This window comes from Micromonospora sp. NPDC049301 (assembly GCF_040678715.1).
GTDB lineage: Bacteria > Actinomycetota > Actinomycetes > Mycobacteriales > Micromonosporaceae > Micromonospora.
In genome coordinates this window covers 1-14,375 of record NZ_JBFAQO010000015.1, presented here as the reverse complement: position 1 = coordinate 14,375, position 14,375 = coordinate 1, and the positions used below count along the sequence as shown (strand labels likewise).

General features: G+C 72.2%; 11 protein-coding genes. 3 read left to right on the top strand and 8 right to left on the bottom strand.

The genetic code is table 11. From position 1 onward, the window contains the following. Window position 1 precedes the first annotated feature (1 nt). From AB0K07_RS28865 to AB0K07_RS28850, 4 genes are all read right to left on the bottom strand, one after another. The gene (locus AB0K07_RS28865; RefSeq protein WP_363760118.1) at window positions 2-2,377 is read right to left on the bottom strand and encodes a glycoside hydrolase family 3 N-terminal domain-containing protein; all 2,376 of its coding nucleotides are present in this window, start codon (window positions 2,375-2,377) and stop codon (window positions 2-4) included. 94 nt (window positions 2,378-2,471) lie between these two features. Beyond that, window positions 2,472-3,338 carry a carbohydrate ABC transporter permease gene (locus AB0K07_RS28860; protein ID WP_363760336.1) on the bottom strand — a complete coding sequence of 289 codons (867 nt, stop codon included), beginning with the start codon at window positions 3,336-3,338 and terminating at the stop codon, window positions 2,472-2,474. After that, window positions 3,335-4,333, bottom strand: a complete 999-nt coding sequence (locus tag AB0K07_RS28855) for a sugar ABC transporter permease (protein ID WP_363760115.1) — start codon at window positions 4,331-4,333, stop codon at window positions 3,335-3,337. The genes AB0K07_RS28860 and AB0K07_RS28855 overlap by 4 nt, the downstream gene beginning before the upstream one ends. After that, complete coding sequence (locus AB0K07_RS28850) at window positions 4,330-5,637, bottom strand: extracellular solute-binding protein (RefSeq protein ID WP_363760112.1); 1,308 nt, start codon at window positions 5,635-5,637, stop codon at window positions 4,330-4,332. Before AB0K07_RS28850 ends, AB0K07_RS28855 begins: the two co-directional genes overlap by 4 nt. Window positions 5,638-5,774: 137 nt before the next feature. Here AB0K07_RS28850 and AB0K07_RS28845 point away from each other — a divergent pair, with 137 nt between their 5' ends. Next, entirely contained in the window at window positions 5,775-6,830 is a 1,056-nt protein-coding gene (locus AB0K07_RS28845) for a LacI family DNA-binding transcriptional regulator (RefSeq protein WP_363760109.1), read from the top strand. 223 nt (window positions 6,831-7,053) lie between these two features. Then, on the top strand, window positions 7,054-8,091 hold the full coding sequence (locus AB0K07_RS28840; RefSeq protein WP_363760106.1) for a LacI family DNA-binding transcriptional regulator: 1,038 nt from the start codon (window positions 7,054-7,056) through the stop codon (window positions 8,089-8,091). 150 nt (window positions 8,092-8,241) lie between these two features. On the opposite strand, the gene AB0K07_RS28835 is transcribed toward AB0K07_RS28840, so the two are convergent. The 3 genes from AB0K07_RS28835 to AB0K07_RS28825 form a co-directional block, all read right to left on the bottom strand. Then, complete coding sequence (locus tag AB0K07_RS28835) at window positions 8,242-9,096, bottom strand: peptidylprolyl isomerase (RefSeq protein ID WP_363760103.1); 855 nt, start codon at window positions 9,094-9,096, stop codon at window positions 8,242-8,244. 69 nt (window positions 9,097-9,165) lie between these two features. After that, the gene (locus AB0K07_RS28830) at window positions 9,166-10,473 is read right to left on the bottom strand and encodes a D-alanyl-D-alanine carboxypeptidase (protein ID WP_363760100.1); all 1,308 of its coding nucleotides are present in this window, start codon (window positions 10,471-10,473) and stop codon (window positions 9,166-9,168) included. A gap of 10 nt (window positions 10,474-10,483) precedes the next feature. After that, the gene (locus AB0K07_RS28825; RefSeq protein WP_363760097.1) at window positions 10,484-11,254 is read right to left on the bottom strand and encodes a MerR family transcriptional regulator; all 771 of its coding nucleotides are present in this window, start codon (window positions 11,252-11,254) and stop codon (window positions 10,484-10,486) included. Between the two features lie 163 nt (window positions 11,255-11,417). On the opposite strand from AB0K07_RS28825, the gene AB0K07_RS28820 reads away from it, so the two are divergent. Then, window positions 11,418-13,712: an excinuclease ABC subunit UvrA gene (locus AB0K07_RS28820; RefSeq protein ID WP_363760094.1), complete on the top strand. Its 2,295-nt coding sequence runs from the start codon at window positions 11,418-11,420 to the stop codon at window positions 13,710-13,712. Between the two features lie 64 nt (window positions 13,713-13,776). Here the strand turns inward: AB0K07_RS28820 and AB0K07_RS28815 are convergent, their stop codons facing one another. Next, window positions 13,777-14,196, bottom strand: a complete 420-nt coding sequence (locus AB0K07_RS28815; RefSeq protein ID WP_363760091.1) for a protein-tyrosine phosphatase family protein — start codon at window positions 14,194-14,196, stop codon at window positions 13,777-13,779. Between the last annotated feature and the right edge of the window lie 179 nt (window positions 14,197-14,375).

The window sequence follows — 14,375 nt, the reverse complement described above, 5'->3', positions numbered from 1 at the left end:
CTCAGACGGTCGGGTGGACGGTGAACAGCGGGTGCATCCGCCGGGTGTGGTCGACGTGCCGTGCCGACCCGGTCAGCCCGACGGCCGCCACCAGCCGGGGTTGGGTGCTCGACGAGGCGAGGCGCAGCTCCAGCGCCCCGGGCTCGATCACCCGCCGGCCGTCCCGCCCGGTGAACGAGAGCAGATCGGCCGGCACGCTCACCTCGATCCGGCGACCCGCGCCGGCCTCCAGCGGCACCCGCAGATAGCCGATCAACCGCTGCACCGGTTGCACCACCGAGGCCACCGGGTCGTGGGCGTAGAGCTGCACCACCTCGCTGCCCCACCGGGTGCCGCTGTTGCGCAGCGTGAAGGCAAGCCGCAGCTCGCCGTCGGTATCCGCCGTCGTCTGTTCGACCGCCAGCTCCGACCAGTCGAACGTCGTGTAGCTGAGCCCGTGCCCGAAGCCGTACGCCGGGGTGGGGTCGAGGTTGGAGACGTCGCTGGCATGCCCCAGCCGGGCGGCGAGGTAGGTGGTGGGCTGGCCGCCGGGGCTGCGCGGCACGCTGACCGGAAGCCGCCCCTGCGGCTCGACCCGCCCGCTGAGCAGCCCGGCGATCGCCGAGGGCCCCTCCTCACCGGGGAAGAAGGACTGCACGATGCCCGCCGCCTCGTCGAACGCCCGGCCCAGCGCGTACGGCCGGCCGGCGATCAGCGTGACCACTACCGGCGGGCCGGCGTCCAGCAGCGCGTCCAGCAGGTGCTGCTGCGCCCCGGGCAGGGCCAGCGACTCGGCGTCGCAGCCCTCACCGCTGGTGCCCCGGCCGAACAGTCCGGCCCGGTCGCCGAGCGCCGCGATCACCACGTCGGCACCCCGCGCCGCCTCGACGGCCGCGGCGACACCGCTGGTGTCGAGGTCGTCGATGCCCACACCGACCTCGACGACGACCTCGCTCGTCGGGAACTCACCGACCAGCGCCTGCGCCAGCGTGGGCAGCTCGATGCCGACCGGCAGATCCGGGTGGCGGGACCCGACGTGCACCGGGAACGAGTAGCAGCCCAGCGCCGCCGTCGGGCTGCCGGCCTGCGGGCCGACCACCGCGATCCGCGCCGGTCGGGCCAGCGGCAGGGTGCCGTCGTTGCGCAGCAGGACGACGGCCTGCTCGGCCACCTCCCGGGCGAGCGCCCGGTTCGCCGGCGGATCCAGGTCGACGGTGCCGCGCACCGCGTCGGCGTCGGAGACGTCGACGCCGTCGAGCGCCGGCGGCACCGGGTTCCAGTCCGGGTCGAGGAGCCCGAGCTGCGCCTTCTGCGTCAGCACCCGGCGCACCGCCCGGTCCACGAGCGACTCGGGCACCTGCCCGGCGGCGAGCGCCTCCCGCAGGGGCGGGCCGAACGTCTTCACCGTGGGCAGCTCGACATCCACCCCGGCGGCGAGCGCGGCGCCGGCCGCCTCGCCCCAGCTGCCGGCCACGCCGTGCAGCGTGTGCAGGAACGCGATGCCGAAGTAGTCGGCGACGACCGTGCCGGTGAACCCCCAGGTCTCCCGGAGCAGGCCGGTGAGCAGCTCCTCGTCGGCGGCCGACGGCATCCCGTCGGTGTCGGTGTAGGCGTGCATCACCGACCGCGCGCCACTCTCGCGGATCGCCATCTCGAACGGTGGCAGCATCACGTCCGCGCGCTCCCGCGGGCCCATGCCGACCGGCGCCAGGTTGCGCCCGGCCCGGGAGGCCGAGTACCCGACGAAGTGCTTGAGGGTCGCCACCACGCCCGCGGACTCCAGCCCCTGGATGTACGCGGTCGCGACCGTGCCGACCAGGTACGGGTCCTCCCCCACGGTCTCCTCGACCCGTCCCCAGCGGGCGTCGCGGACCACGTCGAGCACCGGCGCGAGCCCCTGGTGCACACCGAGGCGGCGCAGGTCGGCACCGATCAGGGCGGCCATCCGCCGGATCAGGTCGGGATTGAAGGTGGCTCCCCAGGACAGCGGCACCGGGTACGCGGTCGCGCCCCAGGTCGCGAAGCCGGCCAGGCACTCCTCGTGGGCCAGCGCGGGGATGCCGAACCGGTTTCCGGCGCTGATCCGCTGCTGGGTCCGCAGCAGCGAGAGCGCGCCGAGCGCCGGGTCGACCGGTGCGGTGCCGAACGGTCGGGTCAGCTGGCCGAGCCCGGTCTCCAGCAGCGCGTCGAGGTCGACCAGCTCCTCCATCTCGTGCTGGTAGGGCGCGACCTCACCGCCGTCGGCGGACGCACCGACCCACACGCCGTAGAGCTGCGAAACCTTCTCCGCCAGGGTCATCGCGGCGACCAGGGCGTCGACACGGGTGGTCAACTCCTGGGTCGGGTCGTTCCAGATCGCGGTGCTTCGTTCGATGTCCAGCGTCACGTTGTCGGTCACTTTCCTCCGACGCCCATCGGCCCCGTACGAGGGGCCGCCGGGCGAACAGGTAGACGGTTATGAGGTGTTTCGCCTCTGCGCGTACCGGTGCCGCTCAGCCCTTCACCGCGCCCTGCAGGCCACCGACGATCTGCTTCTCGGCGAAGGTGAAGAACAGAAGTGCCGGCAGCATCGCCAGCGAGGTGAACGCGAGGATTCCCGCGGTGTCGGAGGTGTACTGGCTGGAGAAGTTCTGCACGCCCAGCGGCAGGGTGTGCAGGTCGGCGTCGCCGAGCACGAGCAGCGGCAGGAGGAAGGCGTTCCAGCTCGCCACGAACGCGAGGACCCCGACGGTGACCAGCGCGGGCCGGGACAGCGGCAGCATGATGCGCCAGAGGAAGCCGAGCCGGCCGGCACCGTCGATCGCGGCGGCGTCCTCCAACTCGCGGGGGACGGCGGCCAGGAACGGCCGCAGGATCACGATCGTGAGCGGTAGCGAGAAGGCGACCTGCGGGAGGATCACCGCGTAGTAGGAGTTGATCAGGCTGAGGTCGCGCAGCATGAGGTAGAGCGGCAGAATCGCCGCCCCGGAGGGGAAGAGCAGGCCGAGCGTGAAGAAGGTGTAGAGCGCCTCGCGGCCGCGGAAGGCGTACCGGGCGAGCACGAACGCGGCGCAGACGCCGAGCACCACGACCGCTGCCGTCGTTCCGACGGCGATCACGGCGCTGTTGAACGCCTGCTTCCAGAAATCGCTCTGCGTCAGCACCCGGGCGTAGTTGTCCCACACCCAGGGGTCGGGCAGCCCGGCCGGATCCGCGATGATCTGCGGGGTGGTGCGGAAGCCGCCGACGATCACGTAGACCACTGGAGTGATCGAGATGGCGGCGACCGCAAGCGCCATCGCGTAGGTCAGAGGACTGCTCCAGGCGAACGGCCGGCGCGAGGTGGGCCGTGCGGGGACGGCGTTGGCGGTCACGGTCAGTTCCTCCTTCCGGTGACGGCGCCCTCGATGTCGCGACGGAGGAGGAACCGCTGGAACAGCAGCGCCGCGATGAACGAGATGACGAAGAGGATCACGGCGACGGCGTTGCCGTAGCCCCAGAGCCGGGCGAAGAAGCCGTTGTCCACCATGTAGGTGGCCATGGTGGCCGAGGCACCGAGAGACCGGACCGCTGGCACCGAGGTCACCCAGATCACCTCGAAGGCCTGCAACGAGCCGATCATCGACAGGAACATCCAGATCCGGATCGTGGGCCCCAGCAGCGGGAGCATGACGTGGCGCTGGGTCTGCCACCAGCTCGCCCCGTCGATCGCGGCGGCCTCGGTCAGCTCGGGCGGCACGTTCGACAGACCGGCGAGCAGGAGAATGATCGCGAAGCCGACGTACTTCCAGGTGAGCACGAACAGCATCGTCCAGATCACGACGTCGAGGTCGGCGAGCCACGCCTGCACGAAGCTGCCCAGGCCGAGCTGCCGGAGCAGGGCGTCCACGGTGCCGTCGCCGGTGAGGAGCAGCTTCCACATGATGCCGACGGTGACCTCGGCGAGGACGTACGGCACGAACACGAGCAGGCGGAAGGCGGCGCGTCCGCGGAACCGTCGGTTGAGCAGCAGGGCCACGGCCAGGGCGATGGGCCCCTGGATCACCAGCGACCCGACCACGATGATGGCGTTGTTGCGCAGCGCGTCCAGGAAGATCGGGTCCTGGAAGGCGAGGACGTAGTTGTCGAATCCGACGAAGTCGGTGGGCGGCCCGACCCCCCTCCAGCGGAAGAGGCTGTAGTAGACCGCGAAGCCCATCGGCACCAGCACGAACATCACGTAGACGACGACCGCCGGCGTGGTGAGCCCGATGATCTCGTACCACTTGCGTCTGGTCTCGGCAGCGCGGGCCGACCGGCGTCGGGCGGGCGGGGGGCCCGCCGGCGGCGCGGACGCGCCGCCGGCGGGGCTGAGGGTCGGGTTGGTGGAGGTCACTTCTTCGCGGCCGCCTTCATCGCGTCCACGACCTTCTCCGGGGTGCCGCTGCCGGCGAATATGGCGACGACCGCGTCGTTCATCGCGTTGCCGACGGTGCTGCCGAAGGCCGTGTCCAGCCAGAGCTGCACATACGTCGCACCGGAGGTGGCCTCCAGGATGGACTTCAGGGAGGGGTCTGCCACGCCGGCCTCCGCACCCTTGGCTACGGGCAGGCCGGTGCCGGTCGCAGCAAAGCCCTTCTGCACCTCGGGGCTCACTATGTACTTGAGGAACTCGACGCACTCGGCCGGGGCGTTCTTGGCGCAGGCGAACCCGTCGCCGCCGCCGAGGGCCGCCTTCGGGTCACCGGCGGAGCCGGCGATCGCCGGGACGGGGAACCAGCCGAGGAACTTCGTGAGGGCTTTCGGGTCCTCGGCGACCGTCTCCAGGGTGCCCCTGTTCCAGTCGCCCATCAGTTCCATCGCGGCCTTGCCGTTGGCGACCAGCCCGTTGGCGCTGGTCGGGTCGTTCTGGCCCGGCGTCGCGATGAAGTTCGGCTGGAACGGCTTGGTGTCGATGAAGGTCTTCAGGTCCTGGCCCGCCTTGACGAAGCACGGGTCGTCGAAGACCGGTTCGACGGACGCCTTCTTGAGCGTGTCGACCGAGCAGGCACGCAGCGCGAAGTTGTACCACCAGTGTGCGGCGGGCCACTTGTCGCCGGCGCCCAGCGCGATCGGGATGACGTTGATGGCCTTGAGCTTCGTGACCGCCTGGTTGAGCTCCTCGAAAGTGGTCGGAGGAGCGGTGATGCCCGCTTTCGCGAACATGTCCTTGTTGTACCAGATGCCCTCGATCCCCATCCGGTACGGCAGGCCGTACTGCTTGCCGTCCACCTGCCAGATCTCGGTCGCGCTGCCGATGTTGGCGACCTCGTCCTTGACCTGACCGGTGATGTCCTTGAGGTAGTCGGCCTCCACCTGCTCACGCATCTCGCCGCCGCCCCACGCCTGGAAGATGTCCGGCGGGTCGCTGCTCAGCAGCGCGGCGGGGAGCCGGGTGCGCTGGAGCTGGTTGGTCTCGATCGCCTCGATCTGGATCGTGACGGTCGAGTGCAGTGCGGAGAAGTCCTTCGCGACCTTCTCCCAGTAGGTCTTGCCAGGCCCGTCCTGGGAGGCGTTGTGCCACCAGGTCAGGGTCACCGGGTTCTTGTAGAGCTCGTTCTCGGCGGGTGCCTCGCTGTCGCCGCCGTTACACCCGGCGACGAGCAGTGCGGTGGTTACGAACAGCGCCAGGGTGGCGCCCGCGCGGTGCTTCATCGCCATCGACATGTCTCCTCGACTAGCAGTGGCGGTACTAGGTGCGGCGAGTTTTACAGTCCCGTAACCGGGTGTCAACCGTTGTCGATAACGTTTTCTACTCCCGCGCAACGAGTCCCAGGTGGCCCTCTATCATCGTCGGCGTGACCTTCCCCGAGCGTGTCAAGATGTCGGACGTGGCCCGTACGGCCGGCGTCTCGGTGGCGACCGTGTCGAAGGTCGTCAACGGTCGCTACGGCGTGGCACAGGCGACCGTGGAGCGCGTCCGGGAGGTCATCCACCAGCTCGGCTACGAGGCCAGCCTGGGAGCGCAGAGCCTGCGCAGCCACCGGACGAACGTCCTGGGAATCCTGGTCGCCGAATTCGAGCCGTTCTCGACCGAGCTGCTCAAGGGCGCGTCGAAGGAGGTCGCCGGTACCGGCTACCAACTGCTGGCCTACTCCGGCGGCGACGGCGACGGCACGGCCGTCGGCTGGGAGCGGCGCTCGCTGGCCCGCCTGTCCGGGACGCTCATCGACGGGGCCGTGATCGTCACGCCGACGGTGGTTGAGACCAAGCAGGGCTTCCATGTCGTGGCCGTCGACCCCCACACCGGCCCGTCGGGGCTGCCCACCGTCGACTCCGACAACTTCGGCGGCGCGGTGCTCGCGACCAACTACCTGCTGTCGCTCGGTCACCGCCGCATCGGCCACATCAGCGGTCGCCCCGACCTCGAGTCGGCGCGCCTTCGCGAGGCCGGCTTCCGCCGGGCCATGGCCGACGCGGGCGTCGCGGTCGACGAACGACTCGTCCGCGTCGGCGGTTTCCGGGTCGAGAGCGCCGCCGCCACGGCCGCGGAACTGTTGGCACTGCCCGACCGGCCGACCGCCGTCTTCGCCGGCAACGACCTCTCCGCGATTTCCACGATGGACGTCGCCCGGGCCGTGGGCCTCACGGTGCCCGACGACCTGTCCGTGATCGGCTTCGACAACATCCCTGAGTCGGCGCTGGCCACCCCGCAGCTCACCACGATCGCGCAACCCCTGCAGCGCATGGGCGCCGAGGCGATGCGGCTGCTCATCGACCTCGTCGGCGGCGTCGAACGCGACCCGCACGTCCGGCTGCCGACCGAACTGGTCGTCCGGTCTTCCTGCGCCCCGTACAGGCCCTCCCCCGGGCCCGATCGGCCGCCGTCGGCCACCGGTGCGGCGAGCGACTGAGCGGCTAGCTCACGGGTGCGGCGCCGGGCCCGACGACGCGCCGGCCCCTGCCGATCAGCCCGGACTTCCGGGAATTCTCCACACCTTCCCGGAACTTGGCGGCGATCCGCCCTGTCGCCAGCCCCTGGTCCGTGCGGCAAGATGACCGATGGGACGGGCACGCTGCTCCGGGGCATCCCGGTGCCGGCGTCCGTCCCGCCCCCGAGGAACAAAGGAGACGCGGGTGGACGCCGACGACGGACGCAGGGTCACCATCAGCGCCATCGCGCGAGAAGCCGGAGTCTCGGTGCCGACCGTGTCGCGGGTGCTCAACGGCCGCGCGGACGTGGCACCCGGCACCCGGGAACGGGTCGAGGAGTTGCTGCGCCACCACGGCTACCGGCGTCGCGCCAGCCGCACGGTGCAGCGCGCGGGCCTGGTCGACCTGGTCTTCAACGACCTGGACAGCCCCTGGGCCGTGGAGATCATCCGTGGGGTCGAGGACGTCGGGCACGCCGCCGGCGTGGGCACCGTGGTCTCCGCGATACACCGACAGTCCACCGCCGCCCGGCAGTGGCTGCAGAACCTGCGCGCCCGGGCCACCGACGGCGTGATCTTCGTGACCTCGCACGTCAGCCCGCCGCTCTACGCCCAGTTGCGGCGGCTCAACGTGCCCGTGGTGGTGGTCGACCCGGCCGGCGTTCCCGCCATCGACGTGCCGACCATAGGAGCCACCAACTGGGCCGGCGGGCTCGCCGCGACCGAGCACCTGCTCTCGCTCGGACACCGGCGGATCGGGTTCGTGGCCGGGCCGACGCACCTGCTGTGCAGCCGAGCCCGGCTGGACGGCTACCGGGCCGGGCTGGAGGCCGCCGGCCTGCCGCTGGAGGAACACCTGCTCCGACCCGGCGACTTCTACCACGCGTCCGGCTTCGCCGCCGGGTCCTCGCTGCTGGACCTCGACGAGCCGCCGACGGCGATCTTCGCGGCGAGCGACCAGATGGCGTTCGGCGTCTACGAGGCGATCCGGCAACGCGGCCTGCTGGTCCCGGGCGACGTCAGCGTGGTCGGCTTCGACGACCTGCCCGAGGCGCGGTGGGCGTCACCGCCACTGACCACTGTGCGGCAACCGCTGGTCGAGATGGGTCGGCTGGCGGCGCGGACCGTCCTGCGGCTCGCTCAGGGCGAGGGCATCGACTCCCCACGGGTGGAGCTCGCGACCGAGTTGGTCGTCCGGGACAGCACCGCCGCCCCGCCGACCGGGTCGCCCGGCCGGTCGTGACGGTCGGAATCAGCTCGGACGCTGGTTCCGGCGGTTCCGGTCCGGGTCCCGAAAATTCCGGCTTCCGGCGGCCTCAGCGATCGTTGGCTGTCGCTCGTCGCGCTGCGGTGGCGCGGTGAGCGACCCGGGGCCGCCCACCGCGCCGCACGGTCAGTGGTGGTGGTGCGAGCGGACAGCCCGGCGGATGTCCACCGGCAGCGCGGGAGCCCCGTCGACCGGGGCGGGGTCCTCGGCCGTCGGCGCCACTCCCCCGGCGGCGATCCGGTCCAGGGTGGCCAGCCCGGCCGCGTCGACCTCGCCGAAGATCGTGTAGTTGGGGCGCAGCGCCGAGTCGGCGTAGACCAGGAAGAACTGGCTGCCGTTGGTGTCGGGCCCGGCGTTGGCCATGGCCAGCACGCCTCGTTCGTAGAGTCGGCGCACCCCGGTCGGGTCGGTGGGCGCCGGCGGCAGGTCGGTCGGCAGCTCGTCGCGGTACCGGTAGCCCGGGCCGCCCTCGCCGGTGCCGGACGGGTCGCCGCACTGCAACACGCTCAGCGTGGGGTACGCCGTGAGCCGGTGACACGAGGTGCGGTCGTAGAAGTGCTTGCGGACCAGGTGCAGGAAGCTCTGCACCGTGCACGGCGCGGCCTCCCGGTCCAGGGTCAACCCGATCGGCCCGTGGTTGGTGGAGAGGGTCACCCGCACGGTGCCCCGGTCCGGCGTACGCCGCGGGTCGGGCGGCAGTGGCACCGGCCGGGCAGCCGGCTCGTCGGGCGTCTCGGTGTAGGCGCACGGGCCGTGCGTGGTGCGCGGCGGGCGGGTGGCGGCATCGGTGGCGGCGGACGGCGCGGCGGACACGGTAACCGCGTCGGCGGTCGTAGGCGGTGCGGCCACGGCGGCGGCGGACGCGGAAGCGGAAGCGACCAGCACGCCGGCGAGCACCGTCACGCCCGCGAGGCGGGACAGCGCGCGCACCGGCCGGCGGGGTGCCGCCACGCCGGACCGCGGTTCGAGTTCACTCGACAAGGGATCCTCCTGGACTCGTGGTGCCAGAAAGACCGGAGTCTATGGATGACGGGGCCGGTTGTCGATCCGTCAGGGCAGCCGGCGGCGGCGGCGCCACAGCAGCCCGCCCAGCAGCAGCACACCCGCGCCGCTCAGCGCGGTCACCGACCAGAGCAGCCTGGAGCTGTTGTGCACCGGACCGCTGGCCGCCGCCGGTCGGGGCGCGCCGGGCGCGGCCAGCTCGGACGGCGCAGCCGACGGCGTGGCGGTCAACTCGCCCGGCTCGACCAGCCGGCCGACGGCGGCGTCGCGGGGCAGCGTGAACCCCCAGTCCAGCAGCGCCGCGCCCTGTTCCCAGCCGCGCAGCGGCGCGGGCTCGGCGCCCAGCAGGGTCACGACCAGCCGCCGCCCGTCCCGCTGCGCCGCCCCGACGTAGGTGTGCCGGGCCAGATCGGTGAAGCCGGTCTTGCCGCCGAGCGCGCCCGGGTACCGGTAGATGAGCTGGTTCTCGTTCTGGATCTGGAAACCCTTGGTGCGCTGCGCCGGCTGGGCGGGGATCTGCGTCTGCTCGGTGAGCGCGTACCGGCGGAACGTCGGCTCGGCGAAGCAGGCCCGGGCGATCAGCGCCAGGTCGTACGCGCTGGTGAACTGCCCCTTGCCGTCCAACCCGGAGGGCGTGACCGCGTGCGTCTGGAGTGCGCCGAGCCGGTGCGCCTGCTCGTTCATCGCGCGTACCCCGCCGGCCGCGCCGTCCGCCCCACCACCCAGCCGGGCCAGCACGTTCGCCGCCTCGTTGCCCGAGTTGAGCAGCAGCCCCAGCCAGACCGTCTCGACGGTGTACCGGCCGCCCTCGACCAGGCCGACGGCGGAGGAGCCGGGCTCGATGTCCATGTCCGCCGCGGTGACGGTGACCGTCTGTTTCGGATCCAGCCGGGGCAGCATCGTGGCGGCCAGCAGCAGCTTCTGCACGCTGGCCGGGGTGCCGTACTCGTGCGGGCCGCAGCCACCGAGCACCTGGCCGGTGTCCAGGTCGGCGACCAGCCACGAGGTGGCGGTGATCGCCGGTGGCACGCCGACGCCGGCCGGCACGACCAGGCCGCTGGTGGCCAGCCCGGCGCCACCGACCACCCGCTGCTCGGGCACGGCGGGCGGCGGCGAGGGCCGGGGCGGTCGGGACACCGCGGGCGCCGGCACCGTGGGGCAGCGCGCGGTCGCCGCAGCGGCGGTGCCCGTGGCGGCGACCGGCGCGGGAGCGGTGCCCGTGGCGGCGGCGACCGGCGTGGGAGCGGTGCCCGTGGCGGCGGCGACCGGCGTGGGAGCGGTGCCCGTGGCGGCGGCGACCGGCGTGGGAGCGAGCAGGACGGCGGACGCCGTGACCGCCAGCAGCGCAGCTCTCATAGGAGCGACCCTAGCCAACAAGATCGCCCGGCGGGACCGGATGCCCCGCCGACCTTCCGGCGGCACCCCGACCAGCCAGGTAGTCGTGCAGCGCCGCGCTCCCCCGCAGCCGGCGCAGGCTGCGGGCGTGCAGCTCCTGCTCGCGGCGGCCCAGCTCGGCGCGGACCCGCTGGGCACTGCCGGTGGTGCGCAACTCACCCAGCACCGCCTCAATGATCTCGAACGGATAGGCGCCCCGCCGCAGCAGTGCCACCACCTGGGCGGCCCGAAGCTCGGCCTCGTCGTACACCCGGTATCTGGTGCCCGGCGTGCGGCCCGGCCGGATCAGGCCGCGCTCCTCCCACAGCCGCAGCTGCGACGTTCGGACCCCGACCAGTGCGGCGACCTCGCCGATGCGGGCGGCACGCCGCGGCGCCGGCCGGGTCGCCGGGGGGCTGGCCACCACGGTCTCGAAGGCGCCGAGCACCCGGCGGATCTCGGCGCGTTCCCGGTCCAGCTCGGCGTGGCCGCCGTCGAGCGCCGCCAGGGCCGCCGGCAGGTCGCCCCGGTGCACCGCCGACATGATCTCCCGGGTACGGCTCCAGCCGTGCCCCTCGGCCAGCCGCCGCGCCACCCGCAGGGCCCGGGCGTGCTCGGCCGTGAAGATCCGGTAACCGCTCACGGTACGCCGCACCGGCGGCAGCACGCCCACCTCGACGTAGTTGCGCACCTGCTGCACGGAGATCCCGGCGGTGGCGGCCAGGTCCACCGCCCGCAGGCGAGCCTCGGATGCGGTGTCCACGGCTGCCACCGTACCGGTTGCCACGTGATTTGAGACTTTACCGGGCGTTCCGGCGCGGGCCACAGCGAGAACTCGGCGAAAGTCTCCACGAGGGGATGAATGAGACAATGTAATCCGTCAGCCTGGCGGGGCCTCGCCCGCCACCATCTCGTGAAGGGTCCGCATGTCGCAGCCAGCATGGTCCGTCGCCGACAGCCACGACATGATCGAGGTACGCGGAGCGCGCGAGAACAATCTCGCCGGCGTCTCGGTCGACATCCCCAAGCGCCGGTTTACCGTCTTCACCGGTGTGTCCGGCTCAGGCAAGTCGTCGCTCGTCTTCGGCACCATCGCCGCCGAGTCCCAGCGCCTGATCAACGAGACCTACAGCGCCTTCCTCCAGTCGTTCATGCCCAACCTCAACCGGCCCGACGTCGACTCACTGCGCAACCTCAGCGCGGCCATCGTGGTCGACCAGGAGCGGATGGGCGTCAACTCCCGCTCCACGGTGGGCACCGCCACCGACGCGTACGCCATGCTGCGGATCCTCTTCAGCCGGCTCGGCGAACCGTCGGTGGGCGGCGCCGGGGCGTTCAGCTTCAACCTGCCCGAGGGCATGTGCCCCACCTGCGAGGGGCTGGGCCGGGTCACCGACCTGGACGTCAACGAGCTGGTCGATGTCGAACGCTCGCTCAACGACGGCGCGATCACGGTGCCCAACTTCGCGGTCGACTCCTGGTACTGGCAGACCATCGTCGGCTCCGGCCTGTTCGACCCGGACGTCAAACTCCAGGACTACACGCCCTCCCAGTGGGAGGACCTCCTCCACAAGCCGGCCACGAAGATCAAGATGGGCAGCAACAACTGGACGTACGAGGGTCTGGCGGTCAAGGTCAAGCGGCTCTACCTGGCCAAGGACCGCGAGTCGATGCAGGGGCACATCCGCGCCTTCGTCGACCGGGCGGTCACGTTCACCACCTGCGCGGCCTGCGGGGGCACCCGCCTCAACGCGGCGGCCCTGTCGTCGCGGATCGCCGGGCGCACCATCGCGGACTGCTCGGCCATGCAGATCAGCGACCTGGCCGCGTTCGTCCGCAGCGTCGACGACCCGGCGGTGGCGCCGCTGATCGCCAACCTGCGGGACCTGCTGGACTCCCTGGTCGAGATCGGGCTCGGCTACCTCAGCCTCGACCGCGAGTCGTCCACCCTCTCCGGCGGCGAGGCGCAGCGGGTGAAGATGGTCCGGCACCTCGGCTCCAGCCTCTCCGACGCCACGTACGTCTTCGACGAACCCACCGTCGGCCTGCACCCGCACGACATCGCCCGGATGAACGACCTGCTGCTGCGGCTGCGGGACAAGGGCAACACCGTGCTGGTCGTCGAGCACAAGCCGGAGACCATCGCCATCGCCGACCACGTGGTCGACCTCGGCCCGGGCGCCGGCACCGACGGCGGCCGGATCTGCTACACCGGCGACGTCCCCGGCCTGCGCCGCTCCGGCACCCTCACCGGCCGGCACCTCGACCACCGGGTGACCCTGCGCGACGACGTACGCCCACCCGTCGGTCAGCTCGCCATCCGCCACGCCGACCTGCACAACCTGCGCGACGTGGACGTGGACATCCCGCTCGGTGTGCTCACCGTCGTCACCGGCGTGGCCGGCTCCGGCAAGAGCTCACTGATCCACGGATCGTTGCGCGGCCGGGCCGGAGTGGTGATCGTGGACCAGTCCGCGATCCGCGGGTCGCGACGCAGCAACCCGGCCACCTACAGCGGGCTGCTCGACCCGATCCGCACCGCCTTCGCCAAGGCCAACGGGGTCAAGGCGGCCCTGTTCAGCGCCAACTCCGAGGGCGCCTGCCCGGCCTGCAAGGGAATCGGGCTCATCTACACCGACCTGGCGATGATGGCCGGCGTGGCGAGCGTCTGCGAACGGTGCGAGGGCCGGCGGTTCACCGACGAGGTGCTCACGTACACGCTGCGCGGCAGGAACATCAGCGAGGTGCTGGCCATGTCCGTCACCGAGGCCCACGCGTTCTTTCCCAGCGGGCCGGCGCATCTCATCCTCGGCCGGCTGGTCGACGTGGGGCTGGGCTACCTCAGCCTCGGCCAACCGCTGACCACCCTCTCCGGCGGGGAGCGGCAACGGCTCAAGCTCGCCATCCACCTGGCCGAGAAGACCAGCACGTACGTGCTCGACGAGCCGACCACCGGCCTGCACCTGGCCGACGTGGACCAGTTGCTCGCCCTGCTGGACCGGATGGTCGACGCCGGCAACACCGTGATCGTCATCGAGCACCACCAGGCGGTCATGGCGCACGCGGACTGGCTCATCGACCTGGGACCGGGCGCCGGCCACGACGGCGGACGGATCGTCTTCACCGGTACCCCGGCCGAGCTGGTGGCCCGGGGCGACACACTCACCGCCCACCACCTCCGCGAGTACGTCACCGAGCCGGCGGTGACCGCGCAGAGGTAGGGCTACCGCGCCGCATCCGGCGGCGGGTCGGCGCGGGGGTGGTCGGCGCGCGGGGCGGTGGTGGTCAGGCGATCCGGCGCAGCCAGCGCCGCTGCCAGGGGGTCTCCACCGCCTTCGGGTGGTAGCCCGCCCGCACCCACGGCACCGCCCGCTCGGCCGGCAGGCCGTCGAGGATCGCCAACGCGGCCAACGCCGTACCGGTGCGCCCCACCCCGCCCCGGCAGGCCACCTCCACGCGCTCACCGTCGTGCGCCCGCCGCAGCGCCTCGCGCAGGGCGTCCAGCGCGTCGGCCCGATCTAGCGGTACCCAGAAGTCTGGCCACCGGATCCGCCGGTGCGGCCAGGCCGGCGCCGGTTCGGGCGCCAACAGCAGGGCGAAGTCGGCCGGCGAGGCGGTCGCAGCGATGCGGCGCCCGCGCACCGTCGCCCCGCTGGGCAGTACGAGCAGACCTGACTGCTCGGACCAGGTTCGCGCGACGGTCATTCGAGCATTGTGCCGCGAGGCACCCGAGCGTGGTGCCGCATGTCGGGTGGGCACAGACAGCGCCGCCCCCGGCCGGTGGGCCGAGGGCGGCGCTGGTGTCGGTGTGCAGGTCGCCTCTCGGCGAGTGGCACGACGCGGCTCCAGCCGAACGGTATTCCGCGAAGGCGATATTAGGTGAG

What these genes read in the sequence shown, in the direction of transcription:
- AB0K07_RS28820 (WP_363760094.1), top strand. Translation starts at nt 11,418, where the DNA reads ATGTCGCAGCCAGCATGGTCCGTCGCCGACAGCCACGACATGATCGAG.
- AB0K07_RS28830 (WP_363760100.1), bottom strand. Translation starts at nt 10,473, where the DNA reads ATGAGAGCTGCGCTGCTGGCGGTCACGGCGTCCGCCGTCCTGCTCGCT.
- AB0K07_RS28850 (WP_363760112.1), bottom strand. Translation starts at nt 5,637, where the DNA reads ATGGCGATGAAGCACCGCGCGGGCGCCACCCTGGCGCTGTTCGTAACC.
- AB0K07_RS28815 (WP_363760091.1), bottom strand. Translation starts at nt 14,196, where the DNA reads ATGACCGTCGCGCGAACCTGGTCCGAGCAGTCAGGTCTGCTCGTACTG.